Here is a 26,175-nt window from a genome sequence, read left to right as displayed (position 1 = left end):
CCAGTAAGAAACTGGGGAGTTATTATTGATCAATTTTTAATCCTATATCAAGAAAGGGTTAGACTCTAAAAAGTAGAACCTAACCCAAGCTTAATTTTTGAACTTACACACTTTAAGAGACAGTCCTAAAAAAACGGCTCAATTTTGAGCCGTTTTTTTGTTATTTTGATTCAATAATCGTAAACTTACTTATTAAGAAATTCATCAATTTCAGTGTGGTTATTCAACCAATCTTTTGCCATTTCGAATGCAGATAAATTTTTGCTTAATTCTAGTGGGTGTTCCTTAAGTAATTTTAAAAATTGTTGATTAATCAAATCAATTGTGTAGCGTTCCGCTTGATTAAGCTGTTGTTTTTCTCGGTTTGATGCGTAATAATTATTTTCATTAATAAAATTGAAATAATCATTGACCAATTCCCAAAGTTCAGGAATTCCTTTTCCGATTAATCCAGAACCGATAATTGATTTTCTTTTCCATTGAGAAGATTTGGTTGGTAAAAATTGCAATGAACGAACAATATCCAATTTTGCATCTTTCACTAATTTTTCTTGAAACGAATCTGATTTATTGACAAAAATTAAATCAGCCATTTCCATAATTCCTCGTTTTATTCCTTGTAAATCATCTCCAGAACCCGGAAGTTGAAGAAATAAGAAGAGATCTGAAATTTCATTTACTAAGGTTTCAGATTGTCCAACACCGACAGTTTCAATCAAAATATTTTCAAACCCTGCTGCTTCGCATAATAAAATTGCTTCATATGTACGTGAGGTAACACCACCTAAAGAACCGTTAGAAGCGCTTGGACGTATATAAGCATTCTCTTCTCGCGATAAGTCCTCCATGCGTGTTTTGTCGCCTAAAATACTTCCTTTTGAAAGGGAACTACTTGGATCAATTGCTAAAATCGCTACTTTTTCACCTTTACTTAGAATATATTTCCCCAAAGATTCGATAAAAGTACTTTTACCAACACCGGGAATTCCTGTAATGGCAATTCTTTTTGAAGTTTTGGAAACAGGTAATAAACTAATGATATGTTGCGCTAATTTCAAATCGTCTAAACGATTGCTTTCGGCTAGTGTAATAGCTCTTGATAAGGCAAAACGATCGCCTTCTTTTATTTTTTGAGCAAGTATTTCGGGGTCAATTTTTCGCATAAGACACAATCTTAGATTAAAGATAAAGTCTTAATTAAGAATAAAAAAATACAATCGAAATTTGTGAATGTATTTTATATAGCTCTTGCATTGATTGGTATAAAAAATAAAACAAATATAATTGTTTATATATTTTAAATTCAATTATATAAACTTCATTAATTCGTAATTATGAATTTTTTTGTTCCTCTTTAATTCTTTTTATAAAAGCAGAAGGAGATTCATTCATGATTTGAGTAAAAGTTGTTGTAAAAGTACTATGAGAAGCAAATCCGCAATCACTTGCTAAATAGCTTACTTTCGTGTTAATGTATTTCGGCTCATTTTGAAGTCGATTGACGATATAATTTACTCTCAATTCATTCAAATAAGAATTAAATTGCTTTTGACGATGAGTTTTAATGATTTCAGAAAGATATTTTGTATTCGTTCCAAATTGTTTTGATAATGAAGCAAGGTTAATATCTTTCTTAGTAAAGCCTTTATTCTTCTCAAATAACTCTAATTTTCGAAGTAAGTCATTCTCGGTTTTAGATGAAATGCTAAGGTTATTCGTTGGTTTTTCTTCAATCATAACCTCTGTTGGTGGAGTTGGAGAAATGATTTTATTTGTAACCTCTTCTTTGATTGGTTCAGAAGGAATTTCTTTAATCTCTTTTACAGAACTTATTTCTTCGACAGAAATCTCAGTTGATTGTTTAGTTTTTTTGGAAACAAAGTAAATAATTAATCCTAAGATAATTATCGCTGAAATTAATAATAAAATGATTAACCAAGTTTCCATTTTTTGTAAAATTTATATTCCGAATTAATAAAATAAAACCAATTGATAATCATTAAAATAATTGATTTTCAATGATTATACTATTTGTAAAAATACTCCGAAATTTTGAAATAAAAAAGGCTAACTTTTAAGAGTTAGCCTTTTTTTTGAAATTCATCTTTGCTTGGAGAACAACCACAGCCTTTTGAGCATCCGCCTCCTTTTGAACTAAATGAGTTTCTAATTAATTTTACAACATACCAAACTGCAAATCCGAAAAGGAAAGCGATAAAAATATATTGTATCCAAATATTGTCCATACTATTATTTTAAAAAATGATATGCAATAAATGCAACTACATATGCCAAACCTGTCATAAACCCTGTCTGAATCAATGTCCATTTCCAAGAATTTGTTTCGCGTTTTACGATCGCAATTGTACTCATACATTGCATTGCGAATGCATAAAATAACAACAATGAAACTCCTGTAGCGAGGTTATATGCTGGTTCTCCTGTGTTTTGGTTGATCTCATTTTTCATACGATGAAGTAAACGATCTTTTTGACCATTGTCCTCTACATCAACTTCTCCTAAACTGTAAACCGTTGACATTGTTCCGACAAAAACTTCACGCGCAGCGAATGACGAAATCAAACCAATTCCCATCTTCCAATCGTATCCTAATGGCTCTACAACTGGCTCTATAACTGAACCTAATCTACCCAAATAAGAATGTTCTAATTTATAAGAAGCAATTTCATTTGCTAAATCTTCTTCATTCATTTTTGGATGATGAGCAGTTACAATTTCTTCTGCATTTCTGAATTGTTCTCCAGGTCCGAAAGTTCCTAAAACCCAAAGAATAATCGAAATTGCAAATATGATTTTACCCGCATCAACTAAAAATCCTAACGTTTTTTCCCAAACATTAATTCCAACATTTTTCCAATCAGGAAGTTTGTACGTTGGCATTTCTAAAATTAGGTAACTTTTATGTTTTGCTTTAATGATTAAATTCAATAAAATAGCACTTCCTAATGCGCCTAAAACACCTAAAATGTACATCACAAATAACGCCAAAGCTTGGTAACTTAATCCAAAAATATGTTCGTCGGGAATTACTAAAGCAATTAAAACGATGTAAATTGGTAAACGAGCCGAACACGTCATAAAAGGCGTTACAAGTATCGTTAATAGACGCTCTTTGTCATTTTCGATATTACGTGCAGACATGATTGCAGGAACGGCACAGGCAACTCCAGAAATTAACGGAACAACACTTTTTCCGCTTAATCCAAATGGTTTTAACCATCTGTCCATTAAATAAACCACGCGGCTCATGTAGCCCGTTTCTTCCATTATTGAAATGAATAAAAACAAAATGGCAATTTGCGGAACGAAAACGGCAATCCCTTCTATACCTGGGATTATTGCACCTCCAATGATTTCGTTGATAGGTCCTTCAGGTATTAAACTAATTGCTTTTTCGTCGATCCAACCAAATAAATCTTCGACCATTGTCATTAATGGTGCAGACCACGCATAAACAGCTTGAAAGATTAATAATAAAATTCCTAAAAAGATGATGTATCCAAAAACTGGATGAATCAATGTTTTATCAATTTTATCGGTTAAGGTTTCATTTCCGTCAAAATTATATGAAATAATATCGTTTAATTTTTCCTCTAAAATTTTATTTCGATCTAAGGCTTCTTTGACTTGTAATCGTTTCGAAACAATAGAATTTTCTTTTTTAATTGTATCTAATTTACTTAGATTTTCTTTCGATTCGAACGGAACTTCTTTCTGTGAAAGATATTGCCAAGCTAAATAATCAGATTTAAGATTAAATTCATTCTTGATTTTTTCTACAATAGAAAGATACTCTTTCGGAATTTCGTAATGACGATTATATGGAGTTGCGTCTTTTGTAAAAGCTTCTACTAATTCATCAATTCCTTCGCTTGTACGCGCGTTTGTTAAGTATATTTTTGTTTGAAGAAAATCTTCTAACTTTTTCAAATCAATATTAAGTCCCTTGCTTTTGATTTCATCTTTCATATTGATGACAAAAATTGCAGGAACGTCTAAATCTCGAACTTGTTGATACAACAAAATCGATCGTTTTAGATTAGATGGCTCACCAATAACAACTGCTAAATTTGGGTAATGACTATTGGTTTTGTCTCCTAAAGTTTTGAATACAATTTCTTCATCCAAAGAACTTGGATAAATTGTATACGTTCCGGGAAAATCTGTAATTTGGAATTTATTTCCATTTCGTTCTATTTTACCTTCGCGCTTTTCTACCGTCACACCAGGATAATTCCCAACTTTTTGACGAAGATTTGTTAATTTATTAAATAACGAAGTTTTACCAACATTTGGGTTACCAATTAAGGCAATTTTATAATGATTCATTATTTTTTTGTTATCAAAATTTTATCGGCTTCGTTTCTTCTTAAAGCTAAAACAGACTTATTAGAGATGATACTGATGCAAATAGGACCACCAAATGGAGCCTTATTTTTTACCAATAAACTTGTTCCAGGAATAAAGCCCATTTCATAAAACTTTGCAGGAATATCTTCGGTACTAAACCCTGTTACAACTGCTTGTTCGCCAATTTTTAAATCTTTTAAAGAATAATTTTCAATCATTTCTACCAATCTATCTATGAATTATCTCAAAGGCAAAGATACTTATTTTTAATTAATCCAAATAGAAGATATGTCATAGTTTTTTTATCTTTCTAATTAAATTTCAATGAATTCAAGTATCTAAATTCAAAATTTTGATTATCTTTGCACTCAATTTTCATTTATAAACATTAATTTATGTACGCAATTGTAGAGATAGCAGGGCTTCAATACAAAGTTGAAAAAGACCAACAATTGTTTGTAAACCGTTTAGCTGGTGAAGCAGGTGACGAAGTAAAATTCGACCGTGTTTTATTAACAGATAACGGAGCAATCACTGTCGGCGCCCCAGTTATAGACGGAGTTACCGTAGTAGCTAAAATCGTTGAACACGTGAAAGGAGACAAAGTAATCGTTTTCAAAAAGAAAAGAAGAAAAGGTTACCAAAAGTCTAACGGTCATCGTCAACAATTCACTAAAATTGAAGTAGCTTCAATCGGTTAAGATTGAGCTGAGATTAATTATTAACTCTTAAAAACAAAACGAAATGGCACATAAGAAAGGGGTCGGAAGTTCGAAAAATGGTCGTGAATCACATTCGAAACGTTTAGGTGTTAAAATTTTTGGTGGACAAGCAGCAATCGCTGGTAACATTATTGTTCGTCAAAGAGGTACTCAACATCATCCTGGTGATAATGTAGGAATCGGTAAAGATCACACATTATTCGCTTTAATTGACGGAAAAGTAGTTTTCACTAAAAAACGTAACGATAGATCTTACGTTTCAGTTGAACCATTATCTTAATTGATAATTCGACAGCGAAAATGCTAACAATATAAAAGCTCGAACTTATTACTTCGAGCTTTTTTTATGATTTTTATTCTTCTAAGTCTACAGCTCCTTTAGAGTATACTTCATCAGAATTTAAGTTTATGTTGAATCCTTTTTCAATTAACTTATCTCGAATTAATTTCCTTTTTCCCCAAGGATCAATAGATTGGATAATTCCTTTTTTATCAAAATAAAATGAATAATACAATGGATTACTCGTACCATGTTTACATTGGAAGGTATTTTCGTTTAAATTTAATTTCTTAGAATTTATTGGTTTTAAAAATTTATACCTTTTAAAATTAATGTCAGCAGAATCTATAATAGCAATTGTATAGTTTTTATACTCATATTGTTGAGTTTTCTCATTTGTGTTACAAGATCCTAAGTATGCCATAAAAGTAATTCCAACTCCAAATTCAGCATTATTAAAAAAAACTTTTCTATCAGGACTTTTTAATTTATCAAAACCTAGAATTAAATAAGAATTATTAGGATTAATACGTTCATTATGTTTTTCTCCTAATTCAATAAAAGTATCAACTGTTTTTTTTAGTTGTTTGCTCTTATAAGTAGAATTGAATGTTGATGAACATGAACAAAAAAATAGAATAAATGAAAGTAAAAAGTATTTCATAAGTGGTTAATTAATAGAACTAAATTACAACTTATTTCAACTAAAAAAGCATCCAATTTCTTGAATGCTTTTTGATTTTATTATTTTGAAGAGAAGCTGAAATGAAATCAGCTTGACACGTTTTGTTTTGATAATTCGTTAAGTCATCTGAACTCGTTTAAGGATCACATTTTTTAATTAGCGAATTATCTCATTAACCTATTCTTCTTCCGTTTCAACTCCCCAACCTTGTGCAGTTAATGGAACCATTTGCTCACTTCCACGAGTAATCAAATAGTTTTCTTCGTTTTTACCAGTTACATGACCAATTACCGTTAAATGTGGATTTCCTTTGATTTTTTCAAAATCTTTTTGATCAATTGTAAACAATAATTCGTAATCTTCTCCACCGCTTAAAGCACATGTGATTGGATTGATTTTGAATTCTTCGGCTGTGCGAATAACAACAGAATCTAACGGGATTTTTTCTTCGTATATATTAATTCCAACACCACTTTCTTTTGAGATATGAATAATTTCAGAAGATAATCCGTCCGAAATATCAATCATAGAAGTTGGTTTAACTTTCAACTCTTTCAAAAGATTGATAATATCCAAACGCGCTTCAGGTTTTAATTGACGTTCAATTAAATATGAATAATTTTCGAAATCTGGTTGATTATTAGGATTCACTTTTGAAACTTGCGCTTCGCGTTCCAAAACTTGCAAACCAAGAAAAGAAGCACCTAAATCTCCAGAAAGAACAACCAAATCATTTTCCTTCGCACCATTTCTATAAGTCAAATCTTTTTCTGGAGCCGAGCCAATTGCAGTCATACTCAAAACAAGTCCGCTAACAGAAGAAGTTGTATCGCCTCCCACAATATCGATATTGTATTTATCGCAAGCGTATTTCATTCCGTTGTAAATTTCGTCCACAGCTTCTATCGTAAAACGATTCGAAATTGCCATCGAAATCAACAATTGTTTTGGAATAGCATTCATCGCCAAAATATCACTAATTGCCGTCACAACCGCTTTGTACCCCAAGTGACGTAAAGGCATATACGACCAGCTAAAATTTACGCCTTCTACTAACATATCAGTAGAAACCACAATTTTCTCTTTTTTATAATCAAGAACAGCCGCATCGTCACCAATTCCTTTGATAGAACTTTCTAATTTGATTGGAAAACCTTCTTTGATTTGGTTAATTAAACCAAATTCTCCAATTTCGGCTAAACTTGTTTTTGAAACGTTTTTATCTTCTAACATGATTTTATTTTTGAGTAAAGATTGAAGGATCTATATTTTCTGAACGAAAAGGTAAATTGATAATGTCCTGTTTCGACATTGTTTTGACGGTTTGTCCTTCAAATGATTTTTTAATATTTTCTAACATTTCTGTTGGTGGTGCTTGCATTTTTCTTTTCGACATCGAAAACCAAACACCTGTCAATTCAGAATGGCAAAGATGTACACCATCTTGGTTATATAAATTATGAATAAATTGATAAATCATTCCATCTTCCGACATTCCACCAATTTCTACCGAAATATAAATTTCTTCACCTTCCATAGCTTCCTTAAAAAAAGAAAATTGTTCGTGCAAAATAGCTGGTCCAATTCCATATTCCTCCAAATTTTTAATCGAAATGCCATAATCTCTCAAAAAAGCAATACGTGCAAAACTTGTAAAATTCATATACGAAGCGTTCGCTAAATGGCGATTAGCATCCAAATCTGACCATCGAATAATGGTTTTTTGAAAATATTTATTATTCATGAATTGAAAAATTATTTAAGGTACAAAGTTACGGATTACTATTTATACGAAAATGATAATATTTTTAATCATCGTAAATAATAAAAAACAATAAGATTTAACATCAAATTAAAATATAGATATTTAATAATTTGTATCTTTAAAAAGCTATTAAACAGACAGATTATGAAAAAAATATTATTTCCAACAGATTTTTCAGAAACAGCAAATAATGCGTTTTTGTATGCGTTAAATTTAGCCGAAAATCAAAATGCAGAATTATATGTTTTGCATGCTTTTCAGTATCCAATGGTAAGTGGAGGAATCGATGCTGGTATTTTGCAAGATGTTTATAATACAATTGAATTAAATAATTTCGAGAATTTAAAAGATCATATTCCGTTCTTGAGAAAAATGGCTGAGGATAATGGTTTTGCAAATGTTGATTTGAAATTTTTCGTAAAAGAAGGAATGCTTTCGTTTGTGTTGCCAACATTTATCGAAGATGAAAAAGTAGATTTTGTGGTAATGGGAACGACTGGAAATACAGGATTTGACAAAGTTATTTTTGGTTCGAATACTATGAATGCGATCAAACATCTTAAAGTTCCGGTGTTGAGTGTGCCAAATGGTTACGAATACAAAGGAATAAATAACATCGGATTTACGACAATTTTCCAAGATAAAGACCGCAAAGCCTTAGATTATTTAACAGAAATCGCTTATCGTTACAAAGCAAAAGTGCATTGTTTACACGTTTCGAAAGATGGAAATTACGATATTCCGACGCTTAATCATTGGAAAGAATATTATAAAGATGAGCCTGTAGATTTTTCTATTTATACTGCGAATGAATCTGTAGACGCAGTTTTGGAATTTATCAAAGAAGAAAAAATTGATTTGTTGACAGTAGTTAGCCGTAACAAAGGCTTCTTCGAGAAATTATTTTCATCAAGTTTTACAAAGAAAATTTTGACACAACACAACGTGCCTTTGTTTGTTTTCCAGGAATAAGATAATTTATACTGAATATACAAAGCTCAATCTGTAGAAATAGATTGAGCTTTTTTTCGTGTTGAAATGAAATTATTCGTAACTTTTGAGTACAAAACACGAAAAGATGAAAAAAATATTGTTCCCAACAGATTTCTCAGAAACTGCCAATAACGCCTTCTTATATGCACTAAATCTTGCAAAAAGTATCGATGCACAAGTTTATGTGTTGCATGTTTACGAATTGCCAATGATTACTGGAAGTTTGAGTGCTGGATTGATTCAGAATGTATATGAAACGGTAGAATTAGGAAGTTTTGACAACTTCAAAGATAATATTCCGCAACTAAGACAAATTGCTGATGAAAATGGTTTTAATGAAATTCCAATCAAGTTTATTTTAGAAGAAGGAAACTTCTTATACATTCTACGCGAAATTATTGGTGAAGAAAGTGTTGATTTTGTGGTGATGGGAACGGACGGAAATTCAGGAATTGAGAAAATGCTTTTCGGTTCGAATACGATAAATGCGATTACATCGATGAAAGTTCCTATTCTTAGTATTCCGCATGGAATGTCTTTCAAAGGATTTAAGAATATTGGTTTTACGACTGTTTTTGATCAAAAAGATAAAGATGCATTGAAGTATTTGATCGAAATTGCAAATCGTCATCATGCAAAAATTCATTGCATGCACGTTTCGAAAGACGGAAAATTTAATCAACAAGCGATGAAAGATTGGCAAGATCAGTTTGCTGGAGATCCAATTGTATTTGAAGTTTATCATGATGCAGATCCTGTAAATGCGGTGTTGGATTTTATCAAGGAAAAACAAATCGATCTGTTGACGGTTGTGAGTCGCAATAAAGGTTTTTTTGATAAGATTTTTTCACCTGGATTTACAAAGAAAATTGCAAATAAAAATATTACACCTTTGTTCGTTTTTCATGAACAAAAGTCTTAAAAGGAAATGTGAAAACATTTCCTTTTTTTGTCAAAAATTTTGTTAAAAATAAAACTTTACCTTTGCCCCGTGAAAAAAATAGCCATAGTAGGAGGTGGTGCAGCAGGATATTTTGTTGCAGCAAACCTTGGAAAAACTGTAGGACAACAAACTATATTGTTTGAACAAGCAAATCTACCGCTTCAAAAAGTACGCATTTCGGGTGGAGGAAGATGTAATGTGACGCATGCTTGTTTTGATCCGCTTGATTTGGTCGAATTTTATCCGCGTGGAAAAAAGGAGTTATTAAGCGTTTTTTACACGTTTCAACCAGGCGATACAATGGCTTGGTTTGATGAGCGCGGAGTAGAATTGAAAATAGAAGACGATAACCGTATTTTTCCAGTTAGCGATTCTTCACTTTCGATTATAGAGGCTTTGACAAAAGCTGTTGATCAAAATAAAGTACAATTGAATTTCTCGGATGGTGTGCAAGAAATCAATAAAGTTGATGGTGGTTATGAATTGATAACAAAATCAGGAAAACATTTTTTCGAAACGGTGATAGTGACAACAGGAAGTACGCCTAAATTTTGGAAAAGTTTGAAGAATTTAGGTTTGAAAATTGTTCAGCCAGTTCCTTCTTTATTCACATTTAATTGCAAAGACCCTCGAATTGAAGGTTTGATGGGAATTTCTTTCGAGAATGCTGAAGTCAAAATTAATCAACAAAAATTAGAGGCAGAAGGTCCATTGCTAATTACACATTGGGGATTTAGTGGTCCGGCGATTTTGAGATTATCGGCTTGGGGTGCTTTAAAATTAAATGAAAGCAATTATAAATTTGAGACTGAAATCAATTTTGTAAATCAATCTAAAGACGAAATCATTTCATTTTTGAATGATAAAAAACAAGTTGATGCCAAGAAAAATGTGCATAAAAATAATCCATTCGATTTTCCGAAACGTTTTTGGTTTAGTATTCTGAGCTATTGTAGTGTAGATGAAAACAAGGTTTATGCAGATTTATCGAAAAAACACATCGAAGCAATTGCAACAGAATTGACGCAAGGGAAATACCAAATTAATGGAAAAAGTACGTTCAAAGATGAGTTTGTGACGGCTGGCGGTGTCGATTTGAAAGAGATTGATTTTCATTCGATGCAAGCAAAAAAAATCCCACAATTGTTTATGGCCGGTGAGGTTTTAAATATTGATGCCATAACAGGTGGGTTCAATTTTCAGGCGTGTTGGTCTGAAGGATATATTATATCTGAAAAAATCAAAGAAATTTATCAATAGTGTATATTTTACACAAATATTATTCTGGCTGAAAGCCTTAAGAATAAAGATTTTTTCAAAATTTATTATGTTAACATAACATTATTATAAAATTATGTTATTTTTGTTTAAAGGAATTATTAAAAACGAACAAAAAATATGAAGAAAATTTTCTTAACCTTAGCATTAATCGGCTTATCTTCTTCTGCATTCGCAGGTGGATACCGAGTTGCTTTACAAGGAGTTCGCCAAGCGGCATTGGGAGGGACTTCTGCAACACAAACTCACGATGCGAGTGTTGCGTTTTATAATCCTGCAGGTTTAGCTTTTGTTGATAGTAAATTGAGTATTGCTGTCGGAGGTTTTGGTGTAAAAACTGACGTAAAATGGCAAGATCCAATGACGTTACAAAAAGCAGAAACAGATAGTAAATTAGGAACACCAATGTATTTGGCAGTTAGTTACAAGCCTGTAGATGATTTAGCAATTGGATTGAGTGTTACGACACCTTTTGGTAGTTCGGTTACGTGGCCAGAAGATTGGCAAAACAAAGCAAATATTACACATATTGACTTGAAAGCATTCAATATTCAGCCAACGGTTGCATATCGTTTTTCTGATTGGTTTAGTTTGGGTGTAGGTTTCATTTATACACACGGAACAGCTAAATTAGAGAAAGTACAAACAGTTGCTGGAAATGATATTAAACTTAAATTAGAGGATAAAGATGCTCATGGTTTAGGATTTAATGTTGGAGCAATGTTCAAGCCAACAGATAAATTTGGAGTTGGAATTGCGTACCGTTCTAATGTAGATGTTTCTGCAAACAAAGGTGATGTTACATGGTCGAATGTTCCTTCTGGAATTGCATCTAATGTGCCTTTTAATACAGATAAATGGAATACAACTTTACCATTACCATCAGAGTTTACATTTGGAATGTCTTACAAAGTTTTACCACAATTAGAACTTTTTGGAGATGTAGTTTGGCAAAACTGGACACGTTACAAAAGTTTAGATATCAATTTATATAATGATGCTTCTAATACTTTTTACACATCATCTTCTACGAAAAACTGGAAAGACAATACATTATTCCGTTTTGGAGCAGAGTATACTTTCAGCGAGATGATTGTTGGACGTGTTGGTTATTATCATGATAAATCACCAGTTCCATCAGCTTATTGGTCATCAGAAACACCAAGTTCTAACTTAAATTCAGTTTCAGCTGGATTAGGATTTAGATTCGAGTCAGGTTTTCATGTTGATTTATTTGGATCATATGTAAAAGGAGACGAAAGACATATTGATAATATTCAACAAAACTTCTCTGGAGATGTTAAAATGCGTGCTATAAACTTTGGTTTAGGCGTATCGTACAACCTAAAATAAGACAAAAATGAAACACTTAAATAAAATAGTATTAGTTGCATTAGCTGCTACGATGTTTAACTGTAGCGAAGATTTTGATCATCCAATTGAAGATATTCAAGTTTCTGCAGGTGAAGCTAATTTTAAAACATATATCGCATTAGGAAACTCGTTAACTTCTGGTTATAGAGATAATGCATTGTACAAATCTGGACAAGAAAATTCTTACCCAAACATGTTAGCTGGATTGATGAAAGCTGCAGGAGGAGGAGAATTTAAAATTCCTTATATGCAAAATGATACAGGTGGATTTACTGATTTACCAGGTTTTCCAGGTAAATTGAATTTACAAATTGTAAATGGAGCTTTAACACCAGTTCCAAGTCCTGCGGGTGGGGCTTTAGATATCTTAGCAGATAAAGGAAAGTTTCAAAATATGGGAGTTCCAGGTGCTAAGTCTTATCATTTAGTTGCGCCAGGTTATGGAAATCCAGCAGGATTAAAAACAGATCCAGTAACTGCGAATCCTTATTTTGTACGTTTCGCAAGTAATGCGACAACTTCTGTAGTTGGAGATGCAGTTGCGCAAAAACCAACATTCTTCTCTTATTGGATTGGAAATAATGATGTTTTAGGTTATGCAACATCTGGTGGAGTTGGAGTAGATCATAATGAAACAAATAATGTTGATCCAAGAACTTATGGAAGTTCAGATATTTCTAATGTAAATGTGGTAAAATCTACAATTAATGATGGATTAAAAGCATTAACAGCGGTAGGGGCGAAAGGAGTTATTGCAAATATTCCTTCTGTAACATCTATTCCATATTTTACAACGGTTCCATACGCGCCATTATCACCTGCAAACCCAAGTTTTGCATCAATGATTGATGAATTGAATGCAACTTATGCAGGATTAAATCAAGTATTTGATGCGGTTGGAGCTTCAGAAAGAAAAATCTTTTTTTCTAAGAATGCTGCAAGTGCTGTAGTAATTAAAGATAAAGATTTAGCAGATTTATCAGCTACAATCACTGCTGCACTTACTCCTAAAATTGGAGCTGCAAAAGCAACTTTATTTGGGATGATTTATGGTCAAGCTCGTCAAGCAACAGCGAAAGATTTATTGGTTTTAACTTCTTCTTCTGTAATTGGAAAAGTTGATACAAATCAAGTTGCAGCGTTAATGAAATTAGGATTAACTCAAGAAGAAGCTGGTAAATTAGCAGTAGTAGGTGTTAGTTATCCAATGACAGATAATTATGTATTAACAGCAAAAGAAACTGCGAAAGCAGAAGCAGCTGTAATTAAATACAATGCAGCAATTGCTGAATTAGCAACTGCTTATAATTTAGCTTTAGTTGATACATATTCTGAAATGAAAAAATTAAGTTCTCAATCAGGAATTAAATATTACGGACAAACATATACAACAACTTTCGTTTCTGGTGGAGCGTTCTCATTAGATGGAGTTCACTTAACAGGAACTGGATATGCAATTGTCGCAAATATGTTTGCTGATGCAATCAATAAAAAATATCATTCAACTTTAAGACATGTTTACCCAGGGAATTATCCAGGTATTGCAATTCCTTAATTGGATGTTTAGATAATAAAAAATCCGCTCATCGAGCGGATTTTTTTATTTGATTATTTTTTTAGAAATAATTATTTCAATTCTTCATTTCGCATAAATTCTTCTGCTTTTTCGACCATATTTTTCGATCCACAAAAGAAAGGAATGCGCTGGTGTAATTCTGTAGGTTCAATATCCATAATGCGTTGGAAACCGTCAGAAGCTTTTCCTCCAGCTTGTTCTGCAATAAAAGCCATTGGATTACATTCGTACAATAAACGTAATTTTCCGTTCGGATTATTTGTTCCAGAAGGATAAATATAAATTCCTCCTTTCAACATGTTTCGGTGAAAATCTGAACATAAAGAACCGATGTAACGAGAAGTGTACGGACGATCTTCTTCATCTGCCTGACAGTATTTGATGTAATTTTTAACCCCTTGAGGGAATTTTACATAATTACCTTCGTTAACTGAATAAATGTGTCCATCTTCTGGAATACACATATTTGGATGAGATAAATAGAACGTTCCGATTCCTGGGTTCAATGTAAATCCATTTACACCATTTCCTGTTGTATAAACTAACATTGTCGATGTTCCATAAATTACATATCCCGCAGCAACTTGCTTATTTCCTGGTTGTAAGAAATCTGCTTTTGTAACAGGTGTTCCAGGTTCAGAAACACGGTGGTAGATTGAGAAAATTGTTCCAACAGAAACATTTACGTCGATGTTTGATGAGCCATCAAGTGGATCAATCAACACAACATATTTACTGTTTTTTGAATTTTTTGAAGGTTGAATCGCGATAAAATCTTCGTTTTCTTCCGAAGCAATACCACAAACAACTTCGCGTTGCGACAACGTTTCGATAAACGTATCGTTTGCGAAAACATCTAATTTTTGTTGTTTTTCTCCTTGGACATTTTCATTTCCGAATTCGCCTAAGATATTTACAAGTCCTGCTTTGTTTACTTTATAATTAACAACTTTTGTAGCTAATTTAATAGAACTCAGTAATCTAGATAATTCTCCGGATGAGTAAATAAAATCTGCTTGATTTTCTATGATAAACTCTCCAAGAGTTTGATGAGAATTAGTATTCATAATTATGTTTTGCTGGTCAAATATCGGAATAATAACTCAATTTTATATCATTTCAAACGTTTGAAATTAATCTAAATACGTGAAAATCATCATTCAAATTTATTTTTTATTTTAATTAAAATCGGTCAACATATAAAGTGTAGTTTGGTTATATTTGCAAGTTAAATATTTACAAAAAAAAGTTTTTATAGAAATGAAAGTTTTCAAATTCGGTGGTGCTTCGGTGAAAGATGCAGCCGGCGTTAGAAATGTTGCGAGTTTATTGCAATCTGTTGGTTACGAAAATACATGTATCATTGTTTCTGCTATGGGCAAGACAACAAATGCATTGGAAGAGGTAGTCAAACGCTATTTTGAAAAACAAGATTTCGAAAAAACAATTAACGAAGTAAAAGAACAGCACATTGCTTTAGCGACAGAATTATTTGATAATCCAGCTGAGGTTTCTAACGAAATTTCGCAATTTTTTGATGATATTGTTTCGTTTTTAAGACGTAACAAATCACCAAATTATAGCTATGTGTATGATCAAGTGGTTTGTTGTGGAGAATTAATTTCGACAAAAATCATCAGTATGTATCTTAATTCGATACAAATTAATAACGAATGGTTAGATGTTCGCGATTATATCAAAACAGATAATACATATCGTGAAGGAAAAGTAAATTGGGCATTAACAGAAGAAAGTATTAAACGTTTACCAAACACAGGTTTGTTTATTACCCAAGGTTTCTTAGGTTCTGATCCTAACTTTTTCACAACAACTTTAGGGCGTGAAGGTTCAGATTATTCTGCGGCGATTTTTGCTTATTGTTTAAATGCGGATAACATGACGATTTGGAAAGATGTTCCTGGAGTTTTGAATGCTGATCCACGTTATTTTGATAATGCTGAGCTGTTAAATCATATTTCATATGAAGAAGCAATAGAGTTGGCGTATTATGGTGCATCTGTTATTCACCCGAAAACGTTACAGCCGCTTCAACAAAAAGAAATTCCTTTCTTCGTAAAATCATTTATTAATCCTACAGAAGCAGGAACAGAGGTAGCGAAAGGTCAACCATTAGATCCAAAAGTACCTTGTTTTATCCTAAAAAGAGAGCAACATTTGATTCGTTTATCAAGTAAAGATTTCTCTTTTATTACAGAAGATAAATTGAGCGGAATTTTCAATAAACTATATGATTATCAAATCAAAGTAAATTTGATGCAAAATTCAGCAATTTCATTATCTTTATGTTTGGAGGATAAATATGACAACTTAGAAAAGTTTGTTGCAGATATGAACGAAGAGTATAAAGTGCAGGAAGAAAACAATGTTTTATTGTACACAATTCGCCATTTCGATGCAGATTCTGACAAAGTTGTTTCAAAAGAAAAAGAATTATTGCGACAAACAGTGCGCGAAACATTACAAATAGTTGTTAAAGCTTAAATGAGTTTAATCACGACACAAGATATCTATTCAGCTTCGGGTCTTTCTAAAATTGGTGTTTTAGGAAAACCTGTGGCTTGGGCATTGAAAAAAATTTTCAGTATAGATCAGTTAAACGATTTGTACAATCGTGGAAAGCATTTGCAATGCGAACCTTTTTTGGATTATTTGATTGATGATTTGGGAATGGATTACGAAATCCATGAAGAAGATTTAAAACGTATTCCAAAAGAAGGACCTTTTATTATTATTTCTAATCATCCGCTTGGAGCGTTGGATGGAATTATTTTGATGCATTTTATGTCAAAAATTCGTCCTGATTTCAAGGTAATGGGTAATTTTTTATTGCAAAAAATTAAACCATTAGAACCTATGATTATTCCAGTTAATCCTTTCGAAACACGTAAAGATGCATACAGTAGCCTTTCAGGAATGCGCGATGCATTAAAATTGTTAAGAGCTGGAGGTTGTTTAGGGATTTTTCCTGCGGGAGAAGTTTCTTATCGAGATGACGAAAGTAGAATTATTGACAGAGAATGGCAAGAATCAGCGATGAAGTTGATCAAAAAAGCGAAAGTTCCTGTTGTTCCAATGTTTTTTAGAGCGCGAAATAGTAATATTTTTTACCGTGTAGCGAAGATTCATCCAGATTTTCAAACGGCAATGTTGCCAGCTGAAATGATGAAGAAAAGAACACGACCAATTCAGATTCGTATTGGAAAACCAATTTTACAAAAACAACAAGACGAGCATGTGTCTATAGAAGATTATTCTGAGTTTTTGAGAAAGAAAACATACATGCTTTCGTCTTATTACAAACAAAAAAGAAGTTTAACTCAAGTATTGAAAAACCCTTCGAATATTGAGTTGAAAATGCCGAATTTACCAAGCTTATCTTCTTCTAGTAAAAAGGTTAAGCCGATTATTTCGGAAACAGCTTTAGACTTATTAATTCAAGATATTGAAACTTTACGAAAAGATGAACAAGCATTATTGTTTACAAATAATAATTACGAATGTTTCTTTTCTACAGCTCAACAAATTCCAAATATATTAAGGGAAATTGGTCGTTTACGCGAGATAACATTCCGTGCGATAGGTGAAGGTACAAATGATGAAATTGACCTTGATCGATTTGATAATCATTATCACCATTTATTTTTGTGGGATAAGGATACGAATAAAATTGTTGGAGCATATCGTATGGCGATTGGTTCGGAAGTGTATGAAAAATATGGAATTAATGGATTTTATGTTCATGAATTATTCAATTTTGATCCAGAAATTCATCCATTTTTCAAGAAATGTATCGAAATGGGACGTGCTTTCGTTTCAGCTGAATATCAACAAAAGCCGATGCCATTGTTCTTATTATGGAGAGGAATTGTGCATGTAACGTTGAGAAATCCAAATCAGAAATTTATTATTGGAGGAGTGAGTATTAGTAATCAGTTTTCTGATTTCTCAAAATCTTTGATGATCGAATTTATGAAATCTCATTATTACGATTCTACTGTAGCGCAATATGTGAGAGCAAAAAATGAGTTTAAGGTTAAGCTGAAAGAGGAAGATAAAGAATTTATTTTCGATGAATCTGAAGCTGATTTGAATAAATTTGATAAGTTAATTGATGAGCTTGAGCCCAATATGTTGAGATTACCTGTTTTGATTAAGAAATACATCAAACAAAATGCAAAGGTTATTGCTTTCAATGTTGATCCAAAATTTAATGATGCAATTGATGGCTTAATGTATATTAGAGTTTCTGATATTCCAGAATCTACTGTTCGCCCTGTTTTAGAGGATATTCAAGCAGAACTTGATAAAAAAATACAATCAGGAAAATTTGACGGAAATCTACTTTAAGATTCATGATGAATTTATAACATAAAAAATGCGCTCAACCTAGTTGAGCGCATTTATATTTTAGCTTCGCTATAAATTATTTAGCAACTGCTGTAGAATCAGCTACTGGAGCAACTGCTGTAGAATCAGTTGGAGCAACTGCTGTAGAATCAACTGCTGTAGAATCGTTAGCTGCTGTAGCTAAAGAATCAACTGCTGGTGCTTCTTCTACTGGTGCTTCTTCAGTTTTCTCTCCACAAGATACTGCTCCTAATGATAAAGCTGCTACTGCAACTACTGCGAAAAATTTTTTCATCTTTTTAAATTTTAATCGATTAATTTGATATGTCAAAGTTAGAATGATTTTGACCTGATATAATAAAAAATGATTGTAATTATTTTGTAAAACATTTTTTATTTTACAAAATATAGAATTACAATTATTTAAACGTTTATATTTTCCGAAATTATAAAATTTATAAGACAAAAAAATCCTCAAATTCTATAATTTTGAGGATGATTTTTGACTTATTACAAGTGTTTATTTTAAAACTTGTGCTTCTAATTTGAATTTTTCGATTTTATTTGAAATTAAATCCAATCTCAAATTATGAATACTTCCGATATGCGAAGTCTGAAATTCTTTGTGTGGTATATATGTTCCATTTTCTACAGATAAACCAACTTCTTTGTAAGCATCACGGAAAGGTGTTCCATTCTTAATCGCTTCATTAATATTTTCAACGGTATAAATCGGATCATATTTATCCTGATTCATATAGTTATCTTTAATCTGAAGTTGAGGAATCGCAAATGTTAAGATGTCAATAATATTATCAAATTGCATCATTGGTTCGAATAATATTTCTTTCAATATTTGATAATCACGGTGATATCCACTTGGAAGATTATTGATCGTCATCATAATATCATTCGGCAACGCCTGAATTCTATTGCAATGCGCACGAGTTAACTCAAACACATCTGGGTTTTTCTTGTGCGGCATAATCGATGAACCTGTTGTCATTTCGTTTGGCAACTTCACAAAAGCTAAATCTTGTGAATTGTATAAAACCAAATCGTACGACATTTTAGACAACGTTCCACAAATCATTGCCAAAGCTGTTGCGACAGATTTTTCTGTTTTTCCACGAAGCATTTGTGCACCAACAGAAGAAACTAAGATTTCTGAAAAACCTAATTCTTGTGTTGTTTGCAAACGATCAATTGGGAAACTTGTTCCGAAACCTGCACCAGAACCCAAAGGATTTTGATCAGAAATTTTATATGCAGCCTCAAAAAAGTATAAATCCGTCAATAAACTTTCTGCATATGCCGAAAACCACATTCCAAAACTACTTGGCATTGCCGCCTGAAAATGTGTGTATCCTGGTAATTGATGATTCTTGAATTCGTCTGCTTTTTGTAAGAAAATCTCAATTAAATTGACAATTTTTTCAGTTGTATGTTTTAAATACTCTTTCTTAAAAAGTTGAATTGCAACCAAAACTTGATCATTTCGAGAACGTGCAACGTGAATTTTTTTTCCAGCATCGCCAGTTTTTTCAATTAAATAAGCTTCAATTTTTGAATGTATATCTTCGAAATTTTCGTCGACTTCGAAATTATTTTCCGCAATCAGAACCAAAACTTCATCCAAAGCAATTTGCAACGCATCATTTTCTTCATTGGTAATCAAACCTGTTTTTGCCAGCATATTTGCCTGCGCTTTCGACGCTAATGCATCGTATTTCGCAAGATGAGCATCTAATTCTCTGTCTTTTCCAACAGTAAATTTTTCGATTTTATCATTAATGGTAAAACCTTTATCCCAAAGTTTCATATCTATAATAATGAATTAAGGGCGCAAAGTTAGTAAAAAGTTGCATAATATCTCATTAAACTTGTATAATTATTAATAATCATAAATATTTATTCATATTGAATATTTTTGATTGTTTTTTGAGAATGTTTAGACGATTGATAGCATTTTGAAAGATTGATTATTGAATGTTTATTAATATTTCGAAATAATTCAATTTCGTAAAAAAATGACCCAAAAATTATGGAGTTGATATTTTAAGAACCTTTTAATTTTTAACTTCTATTTATTTACGTTTAAAACATTGTTAAAGTGAAATTTAGACCTTTTTTATAATAATTCTAAATTATTGAAATATAACTAAAATATATCATTCTTTGATGAAAAATCTTTACTATAAACGTAATTTTGTGTACCAATTTATAGCTAAACGCGTATTTGTTTAGATGATTGTTAATGTAAGTTTTAGAATAAAACTCTGACTCAAATGCTTATGAGTGTTGAGTTTGTGTGAGTTAAATTATTAAAAATTACCCTTCGAAAAAATTACATACTTAGTTTGTATTCTGATAACAGTGGTTACCTATGCCAAAAATGATTTTTGTTGAAAATAATTTTTGCATAAGATGTGACGATACAGCGAAGTGTTATTATATAATTCATTTTGATTGGATGAAATCAGGTGTAAGTAGCTTGGTTTTAAACAATCTTTAATATTAAAAAGAAAAGATAGATAATTATGAGTCTTTACCAAGAGTATCTTAACGAGATTGAAGAAAGAAAAGGTCAAGGTTTACATCCAAAACCAATTGATGGTGCAGAATTACTAAGTGAAATCATTAATCAAATTAAAGATGTTAACAACGAATACCGCGAGGATTCTGTTAAATTCTTTATCTATAACACGTTGCCAGGAACAACTTCTGCTGCAGGTGTAAAAGCAAAATTTTTAAAAGAGATTATTTTAGGAGAAGCTACAGTTGCTGAAATTACACCAACATTTGCATTCGAATTGTTATCTCACATGAAAGGAGGACCATCTATCGAGGTTCTTTTGGACTTAGCTTTAGGAAATGATGAAGCAATTGCAAAACAAGCTGCTGAAGTTCTTAAAACACAAGTTTTCTTATACGATGCAGATACAGCTCGTTTAGCTGATGCTTTTAATGCAGGAAATGTAATCGCAAAAGATATTTTAGAAAGTTATGCAAAAGCAGAGTTCTTTACAGAATTGCCAGCAGTTGCAGAAGAAATTAAAGTAGTAACGTACATCGCTGCTGAGGGTGATATTTCTACGGATTTATTATCTCCAGGTAACCAAGCGCACTCTCGTTCTGATAGAGAATTGCACGGTCAATGTATGATTACACCTGCTGCTCAAGCTGAAATTAAAGCGTTACAAGCGCAACATCCAGATGCTTCTGTGATGTTAATCGCTGAAAAAGGTACAATGGGAGTAGGTTCTTCTCGTATGTCAGGTGTTAACAACGTGGCTTTATGGACAGGAAAACAAGCATCGCCTTACGTTCCTTTCGTAAATATTGCGCCAATTGTTGCAGGTACAAACGGAATTTCTCCAATTTTCTTAACAACTGTTGATGTAACAGGAGGTATCGGAATCGATTTGAAAAACTGGAAAAAACAAGTTGATGCAAACGGAGATGTGGTTCGTAACGAAGCGGGGGATCCTGTTTTAGAAGAAGTTTATTCAGTTGCTACAGGTACTGTTTTAACAATCAATACAAAAACGCAAAAATTATACAACGGAGATCAAGAGTTAATTGATATTTCAAGATCATTGACTCCTCAAAAAATGGAATTTATCAAAGCGGGTGGTTCTTACGCAATCGTTTTTGGTAAAAAAATCCAAACATTTGCTGCTCAAACTTTAGGTATCGAAGCTCCTGTGGTTTTCGCTCCTTCAAAAGAGATTTCAAATGATGGTCAAGGTTTAACTGCGGTTGAAAAAATCTTCAATAACAATGCGGTTGGATCTACTCCAGGAAAAGTTTTACATGCTGGTTCTGACGTTCGTGTTAAAGTAAACATCGTAGGTTCTCAGGATACAACTGGTTTGATGACATCGCAAGAGTTAGAAGCAATGGCTGCTACAGTGATTGCTCCAACAGTAGATGGTGCTTATCAATCAGGATGTCACACAGCTTCAGTTTGGGATAAAAAAGCACAAGCAAATATTCCTAAATTGATGAAATTTATGAATGATTTCGGTGTAATTACAGCGCGTGACCCTAAAGGTGAATATCATGCAATGACTGACGTTATCCACAAAGTATTGAATGATATCACGATTGACGAATGGGCAATCATTATTGGTGGTGACTCACACACACGTATGTCTAAAGGTGTTGCTTTCGGTGCCGATTCAGGTACGGTAGCTTTAGCTTTAGCAACTGGTGAAGCGTCTATGCCAATTCCGGAATCTGTAAAAGTAACATTCAAAGGAGAGATGAAACAACATATGGATTTCCGTGATGTAGTTCATGCTACTCAAGCTCAAATGTTGAAACAATTTGATGGTGAGAATGTATTCCAAGGTCGTATCATCGAGGTACACATCGGTACATTATTAGCGGATCAAGCGTTTACATTTACAGACTGGACTGCAGAAATGAAAGCGAAAGCATCTATCTGTATTTCTCAAGATGATACATTAATCCAATCGTTAGAAATTGCAAAATCTCGTATCCAAATCATGATCGAGAAAGGAATGGATAACAAAAACCAAGTGTTACAAGGATTAATCGACAAAGCTAACAAACGTATCGAAGAAATTAAATCGGGGGCTAAACCTGCTTTAACTCCAGATGCAAATGCTAAATATTATGCGGAAGTTGTAATTGACTTAGATATTATCGAAGAGCCAATGATTGCCGATCCAGACGTAAACAATGCTGACGTTTCTAAACGTTATACACACGACACCATCCGCGATTTAACTTACTATGGAGGTGATAAACACGTAGATTTAGGTTTCGTAGGTTCTTGTATGGTTCACAAAGACGATTTAAAAATCGTTTCTCAAATGTTACGTAACGTAGAAAAAGCGAATGGTAAAGTTGAGTTTAAAGCTCCTTTAGTTGTTGCTGCACCTACTTACAACATTATCGACGAATTGAAAGCGGAAGGTGATTGGGAAATGTTACAAAAATACTCAGGATTTGAGTTTAGCGATTTATTACCAAAATCTACTGCACGTACAGAATACGAAAACATTATGTACTTAGAGCGTCCTGGTTGTAACTTATGTATGGGTAACCAAGAAAAAGCAGCAAAAGGAGATACAGTAATGGCGACATCTACACGTTTATTCCAAGGTCGTGTGGTTGAAGACCGTGATGGCAAAAAAGGAGAATCTTTATTAGCATCAACTCCAGTAGTTGTTTTATCAGCGATTTTAGGACGTATTCCTTCTATCGAAGAGTACAAAACTGCAGTTGAAGGTATTAACTTAACAAAGTTTAAACCAATTTCAATGAACTAATTGTTTGTAGAAAATGATATAATAAAGGCTAACATTTCGGTGTTAGCCTTTTTTTGTGATAAATATATAATATTGCAAATAAATAAGTTAGAATTGTTTTAAATAAGATTATTAGCACGGTAAAGAGTTAGTAGTTTACAAATAATTCAGTATATTGGGGTATGTTTTTTGATAAATTAAAACCAATTAAATAAATCAATTATTATGGCATTTGATATAAATATGATTAAAGGCGTTTATGCAAAAATGCAAGAACGTGTAGATGCTGCGAAAGCCATCGTAGGTCGCCCTTTGACTTATTCAGAGAAAATTTTATATGCTCACTTGTTTGACGGAAAACCTACACAAGCGTATACAAGAGGAGAATCTTATGTAGATTTTGCGCCAGATCGTGTAGCAATGCAAGATGCAACTGCTCAAATGGCTTTGTTGCAATTTATGCAAGCTGGAAAAACCAAAACGGCTGTTCCTTCTACGGTTCACTGTGATCACTTGATTCAAGCTAAAGTTGGTGCAAAAACCGATCTACAAGAGGCAATCAATAAATCTTCAGAAGTATTTAATTTCTTAGAATCAGTTTCTAATAAATATGGAATTGGATTCTGGAAACCAGGAGCAGGAATTATTCACCAAGTAGTTTTAGAAAACTATGCATTTCCAGGAGGAATGATGATTGGTACCGATTCTCACACGCCAAATGCAGGTGGATTAGGAATGGTAGCAATTGGTGTTGGTGGTGCTGATGCTGTTGATGTAATGTCTGGAATGGCTTGGGAATTAAAAATGCCAAAATTAATCGGAGTTAAATTAACGGGTAAATTATCTGGTTGGGCTGCTCCAAAAGACGTTATTTTAGAAGTTGCTGGACGTTTAACTGTAAAAGGTGGAACAGGAGCAATTGTAGAGTATTTTGGAGAAGGAGCAGAGTCTTTATCTGCAACAGGTAAAGGAACAATTTGTAATATGGGTGCAGAAATTGGAGCAACAACTTCAATCTTCGCTTATGATGATGCTTCAGAAAGATATTTAAGAGCGACTGATCGTAATGATGTTGCTGATGCTGCAAATGCTCACAAATCTTATTTACGTTCTGATGATGAAGTTTATGCAAATCCAGAAAACTTCTATGATCAATTAATTGAAATTAACTTATCTGAATTAGAGCCTCGTTTGAATGGTCCTTTTACGCCAGATTTAATGACACCAGTTTCTAAAATGAAAGAAACTGCTGCAGCTAATGGTTGGCCTTTAGATGTAGAATGGGGATTAATAGGGTCTTGTACAAACTCTTCTTACGAAGATTTAACACGTGCAGCTTCGATTGCGCAACAAGCTTTAGATAAAGGTTTAGAAGTGAAATCATCTTTTGGAATTAATCCTGGTTCTGAGGTAGTTCGTTATACTGCGGATCGTGATGGTTTATTAAAAACTTTCGAGGATTTAGATGCGGTTATCTTTACAAATGCTTGTGGACCTTGTATTGGTCAATGGGATCGTGAAGGTGCGGATAAAGAAGAAAAAAATACAATCGTTCATTCATTCAACCGTAATTTCAAAAAACGTGCGGACGGAAATCCAAATACATATGCTTTCGTAACATCGCCTGAAATGGTTGCGGCGATTGCAATTTCTGGACGTTTAGATTTTAATCCATTAACAGATAAATTAATCAATAAATTTGGTGAAGAAGTAATGTTAGATGCTCCAAAAGGAGAGGAATTACCAACAAAAGGTTATGCTTATGAAGATAATGGATATCAAGCACCTGTAGAAGATGGTTCTCGTGTAGAAGTGATCGTAAATCCAAATTCTGAGCGTTTACAATTATTAGAAGGTTTCAAACCTTGGAATGGTGAAAATATTACTGGAGCTAAATTATTAATCAAAGCATTTGGTAAATGTACAACTGACCATATTTCTATGGCTGGACCTTGGTTACGTTTCCGTGGACACTTAGATAATATTTCGAATAATACATTGATTGGTGCCGTAAATGCATTCAACCAAGAAACAAATTCAGTTAAAAATCAATTAACAGGAGAATACGGACCAGTTCCAGATACTGCACGTGCATATAAAGCGGCAGGTGTACCTTCTGTAATTGTTGGTGACGAAAACTATGGAGAAGGTTCTTCTCGTGAGCATGCGGCGATGCAACCACGTCATTTAGGAGCTGTTGCAGTTTTAGTACGTTCTTTTGCACGTATCCACGAAACAAATCTTAAAAAGCAAGGAATGTTAGCGTTGACATTTGCTGACAAAGCAGATTATGATAAAGTACAAGAAGATGATACAATCAACTTTATTGATTTAACGGAATTTGCGCCAGAAAAACCTTTAACAATCGAGTTTGTTCATGCAGATGGATCTAAAGATTTAGTTGTAGCAAATCATACATACAATACACAACAAATTGAATGGTTCAAAGCTGGTTCAGCATTAAATTTAATTAAAGCGCAACAAGCGTAATAATTATTTCAACATAAAAAGTAAAAGCCGATGTATTTCTACATCGGC

At 32.8% G+C, this 26,175-nt stretch carries 22 protein-coding genes; 11 read left to right on the top strand and 11 right to left on the bottom strand.

Going from position 1 to position 26,175, the window contains the following annotated elements; genetic code table 11:
• Positions 1-185: 185 nt before the first annotated feature.
• From meaB to G0Q09_RS06030, 5 genes are all read right to left on the bottom strand, one after another.
• Complete coding sequence (meaB, locus tag G0Q09_RS06050) at positions 186-1,163, bottom strand: methylmalonyl Co-A mutase-associated GTPase MeaB (RefSeq protein WP_125349934.1); 978 nt, start codon at positions 1,161-1,163, stop codon at positions 186-188.
• A 169-nt stretch (positions 1,164-1,332) separates the two neighbouring features.
• Positions 1,333-1,947, bottom strand: a complete 615-nt coding sequence (locus G0Q09_RS06045) for a helix-turn-helix domain-containing protein (protein ID WP_219034275.1) — start codon at positions 1,945-1,947, stop codon at positions 1,333-1,335.
• Between the two features lie 134 nt (positions 1,948-2,081).
• Complete coding sequence (locus G0Q09_RS06040) at positions 2,082-2,246, bottom strand: FeoB-associated Cys-rich membrane protein (RefSeq protein ID WP_114998326.1); 165 nt, start codon at positions 2,244-2,246, stop codon at positions 2,082-2,084.
• A gap of 4 nt (positions 2,247-2,250) precedes the next feature.
• A complete protein-coding gene (feoB, locus tag G0Q09_RS06035) occupies positions 2,251-4,350 on the bottom strand; it encodes a ferrous iron transport protein B (protein ID WP_219034274.1) in 2,100 nt (699 codons plus the stop codon).
• The gene (locus tag G0Q09_RS06030; protein ID WP_114998322.1) at positions 4,350-4,589 is read right to left on the bottom strand and encodes a FeoA family protein; all 240 of its coding nucleotides are present in this window, start codon (positions 4,587-4,589) and stop codon (positions 4,350-4,352) included. The genes feoB and G0Q09_RS06030 overlap by 1 nt, the downstream gene beginning before the upstream one ends.
• Positions 4,590-4,766: 177 nt before the next feature.
• Between G0Q09_RS06030 and rplU the strand changes: the two genes are divergently transcribed.
• On the top strand, positions 4,767-5,072 hold the full coding sequence (gene rplU / locus G0Q09_RS06025) for a 50S ribosomal protein L21 (RefSeq protein WP_019975660.1): 306 nt from the start codon (positions 4,767-4,769) through the stop codon (positions 5,070-5,072).
• A gap of 43 nt (positions 5,073-5,115) precedes the next feature.
• Positions 5,116-5,373 (top strand): 50S ribosomal protein L27, encoded by a 258-nt coding sequence (rpmA, locus tag G0Q09_RS06020; RefSeq protein ID WP_038334883.1) that lies wholly within the window; start codon positions 5,116-5,118, stop codon positions 5,371-5,373.
• A gap of 73 nt (positions 5,374-5,446) precedes the next feature.
• On the opposite strand, the gene G0Q09_RS06015 is transcribed toward rpmA, so the two are convergent.
• The 3 genes from G0Q09_RS06015 to G0Q09_RS06005 form a co-directional block, all read right to left on the bottom strand.
• Positions 5,447-6,037 (bottom strand): hypothetical protein, encoded by a 591-nt coding sequence (locus G0Q09_RS06015; RefSeq protein WP_038334889.1) that lies wholly within the window; start codon positions 6,035-6,037, stop codon positions 5,447-5,449.
• A 198-nt stretch (positions 6,038-6,235) separates the two neighbouring features.
• Positions 6,236-7,291: a thiamine-phosphate kinase gene (thiL, locus tag G0Q09_RS06010; RefSeq protein WP_125349928.1), complete on the bottom strand. Its 1,056-nt coding sequence runs from the start codon at positions 7,289-7,291 to the stop codon at positions 6,236-6,238.
• A gap of 4 nt (positions 7,292-7,295) precedes the next feature.
• A complete protein-coding gene (locus G0Q09_RS06005) occupies positions 7,296-7,802 on the bottom strand; it encodes an acyl-CoA thioesterase (RefSeq protein WP_219034273.1) in 507 nt (168 codons plus the stop codon).
• A 165-nt stretch (positions 7,803-7,967) separates the two neighbouring features.
• Between G0Q09_RS06005 and G0Q09_RS06000 the strand changes: the two genes are divergently transcribed.
• From G0Q09_RS06000 to G0Q09_RS05980, 5 genes are all read left to right on the top strand, one after another.
• Entirely contained in the window at positions 7,968-8,795 is an 828-nt protein-coding gene (locus tag G0Q09_RS06000) for a universal stress protein (RefSeq protein ID WP_219034272.1), read from the top strand.
• A gap of 106 nt (positions 8,796-8,901) precedes the next feature.
• The gene (locus G0Q09_RS05995; protein WP_219034271.1) at positions 8,902-9,738 is read left to right on the top strand and encodes a universal stress protein; all 837 of its coding nucleotides are present in this window, start codon (positions 8,902-8,904) and stop codon (positions 9,736-9,738) included.
• Positions 9,739-9,807: 69 nt separating this feature from the next.
• Positions 9,808-11,019, top strand: a complete 1,212-nt coding sequence (locus G0Q09_RS05990) for a BaiN/RdsA family NAD(P)/FAD-dependent oxidoreductase (RefSeq protein WP_219034270.1) — start codon at positions 9,808-9,810, stop codon at positions 11,017-11,019.
• A 138-nt stretch (positions 11,020-11,157) separates the two neighbouring features.
• A complete protein-coding gene (locus G0Q09_RS05985) occupies positions 11,158-12,390 on the top strand; it encodes an OmpP1/FadL family transporter (RefSeq protein WP_038334921.1) in 1,233 nt (410 codons plus the stop codon).
• A gap of 7 nt (positions 12,391-12,397) precedes the next feature.
• Positions 12,398-13,966, top strand: a complete 1,569-nt coding sequence (locus G0Q09_RS05980) for an SGNH/GDSL hydrolase family protein (RefSeq protein WP_038334928.1) — start codon at positions 12,398-12,400, stop codon at positions 13,964-13,966.
• Between the two features lie 71 nt (positions 13,967-14,037).
• On the opposite strand, the gene fbp is transcribed toward G0Q09_RS05980, so the two are convergent.
• Positions 14,038-15,054 (bottom strand): class 1 fructose-bisphosphatase, encoded by a 1,017-nt coding sequence (fbp, locus tag G0Q09_RS05975; protein WP_114998305.1) that lies wholly within the window; start codon positions 15,052-15,054, stop codon positions 14,038-14,040.
• Between the two features lie 193 nt (positions 15,055-15,247).
• On the opposite strand from fbp, the gene G0Q09_RS05970 reads away from it, so the two are divergent.
• On the top strand, positions 15,248-16,489 hold the full coding sequence (locus G0Q09_RS05970) for an aspartate kinase (protein ID WP_219034269.1): 1,242 nt from the start codon (positions 15,248-15,250) through the stop codon (positions 16,487-16,489).
• A complete protein-coding gene (locus G0Q09_RS05965; protein ID WP_219034268.1) occupies positions 16,490-18,355 on the top strand; it encodes a GNAT family N-acyltransferase in 1,866 nt (621 codons plus the stop codon).
• A 76-nt stretch (positions 18,356-18,431) separates the two neighbouring features.
• Here G0Q09_RS05965 and G0Q09_RS05960 read toward each other — a convergent pair whose 3' ends face one another.
• Both G0Q09_RS05960 and argH read right to left on the bottom strand, forming a co-directional pair.
• Entirely contained in the window at positions 18,432-18,650 is a 219-nt protein-coding gene (locus G0Q09_RS05960) for a hypothetical protein (protein ID WP_219034267.1), read from the bottom strand.
• Positions 18,651-18,875: 225 nt separating this feature from the next.
• Positions 18,876-20,177, bottom strand: a complete 1,302-nt coding sequence (gene argH / locus G0Q09_RS05955) for an argininosuccinate lyase (protein ID WP_219034266.1) — start codon at positions 20,175-20,177, stop codon at positions 18,876-18,878.
• Positions 20,178-20,895: 718 nt separating this feature from the next.
• Between argH and G0Q09_RS05950 the strand changes: the two genes are divergently transcribed.
• Together G0Q09_RS05950 and G0Q09_RS05945 are read left to right on the top strand one after the other, a co-directional pair.
• A complete protein-coding gene (locus tag G0Q09_RS05950; RefSeq protein ID WP_219034265.1) occupies positions 20,896-23,658 on the top strand; it encodes a bifunctional aconitate hydratase 2/2-methylisocitrate dehydratase in 2,763 nt (920 codons plus the stop codon).
• 204 nt (positions 23,659-23,862) lie between these two features.
• The gene (locus G0Q09_RS05945) at positions 23,863-26,127 is read left to right on the top strand and encodes an aconitate hydratase (RefSeq protein ID WP_125349916.1); all 2,265 of its coding nucleotides are present in this window, start codon (positions 23,863-23,865) and stop codon (positions 26,125-26,127) included.
• Positions 26,128-26,175 lie beyond the last annotated feature (48 nt).

The sequence above is a fragment of the Empedobacter falsenii genome (assembly GCF_019308355.1).
Classification (GTDB): Bacteria; Bacteroidota; Bacteroidia; order Flavobacteriales; family Weeksellaceae; genus Empedobacter; species Empedobacter falsenii_B.
The sequence above is the reverse complement of the archived record's forward strand: the minus strand, read 5'-3'. Positions and strand labels throughout refer to the sequence as shown.

Excerpts from the sequence above, each read along its gene's own strand:
- G0Q09_RS05985 (WP_038334921.1), top strand. The coding sequence starts at position 11,158 with ATGAAGAAAATTTTCTTAACCTTAGCATTAATCGGCTTATCTTCTTCT.
- G0Q09_RS05960 (WP_219034267.1), bottom strand. The coding sequence starts at position 18,650 with ATGAAAAAATTTTTCGCAGTAGTTGCAGTAGCAGCTTTATCATTAGGA.
- G0Q09_RS06040 (WP_114998326.1), bottom strand. The coding sequence starts at position 2,246 with ATGGACAATATTTGGATACAATATATTTTTATCGCTTTCCTTTTCGGA.
- G0Q09_RS06045 (WP_219034275.1), bottom strand. The coding sequence starts at position 1,947 with ATGGAAACTTGGTTAATCATTTTATTATTAATTTCAGCGATAATTATC.
- G0Q09_RS05980 (WP_038334928.1), top strand. The coding sequence starts at position 12,398 with ATGAAACACTTAAATAAAATAGTATTAGTTGCATTAGCTGCTACGATG.
- rplU (WP_019975660.1), top strand. The coding sequence starts at position 4,767 with ATGTACGCAATTGTAGAGATAGCAGGGCTTCAATACAAAGTTGAAAAA.
- G0Q09_RS05970 (WP_219034269.1), top strand. The coding sequence starts at position 15,248 with ATGAAAGTTTTCAAATTCGGTGGTGCTTCGGTGAAAGATGCAGCCGGC.
- feoB (WP_219034274.1), bottom strand. The coding sequence starts at position 4,350 with ATGAATCATTATAAAATTGCCTTAATTGGTAACCCAAATGTTGGTAAA.
- G0Q09_RS06005 (WP_219034273.1), bottom strand. The coding sequence starts at position 7,802 with ATGAATAATAAATATTTTCAAAAAACCATTATTCGATGGTCAGATTTG.
- meaB (WP_125349934.1), bottom strand. The coding sequence starts at position 1,163 with ATGCGAAAAATTGACCCCGAAATACTTGCTCAAAAAATAAAAGAAGGC.
- G0Q09_RS06015 (WP_038334889.1), bottom strand. The coding sequence starts at position 6,037 with ATGAAATACTTTTTACTTTCATTTATTCTATTTTTTTGTTCATGTTCA.
- rpmA (WP_038334883.1), top strand. The coding sequence starts at position 5,116 with ATGGCACATAAGAAAGGGGTCGGAAGTTCGAAAAATGGTCGTGAATCA.
- G0Q09_RS05995 (WP_219034271.1), top strand. The coding sequence starts at position 8,902 with ATGAAAAAAATATTGTTCCCAACAGATTTCTCAGAAACTGCCAATAAC.
- G0Q09_RS05950 (WP_219034265.1), top strand. The coding sequence starts at position 20,896 with ATGAGTCTTTACCAAGAGTATCTTAACGAGATTGAAGAAAGAAAAGGT.
- argH (WP_219034266.1), bottom strand. The coding sequence starts at position 20,177 with ATGAAACTTTGGGATAAAGGTTTTACCATTAATGATAAAATCGAAAAA.
- thiL (WP_125349928.1), bottom strand. The coding sequence starts at position 7,291 with ATGTTAGAAGATAAAAACGTTTCAAAAACAAGTTTAGCCGAAATTGGA.
- fbp (WP_114998305.1), bottom strand. The coding sequence starts at position 15,054 with ATGAATACTAATTCTCATCAAACTCTTGGAGAGTTTATCATAGAAAAT.
- G0Q09_RS06000 (WP_219034272.1), top strand. The coding sequence starts at position 7,968 with ATGAAAAAAATATTATTTCCAACAGATTTTTCAGAAACAGCAAATAAT.
- G0Q09_RS06030 (WP_114998322.1), bottom strand. The coding sequence starts at position 4,589 with ATGATTGAAAATTATTCTTTAAAAGATTTAAAAATTGGCGAACAAGCA.
- G0Q09_RS05965 (WP_219034268.1), top strand. The coding sequence starts at position 16,490 with ATGAGTTTAATCACGACACAAGATATCTATTCAGCTTCGGGTCTTTCT.
- G0Q09_RS05945 (WP_125349916.1), top strand. The coding sequence starts at position 23,863 with ATGGCATTTGATATAAATATGATTAAAGGCGTTTATGCAAAAATGCAA.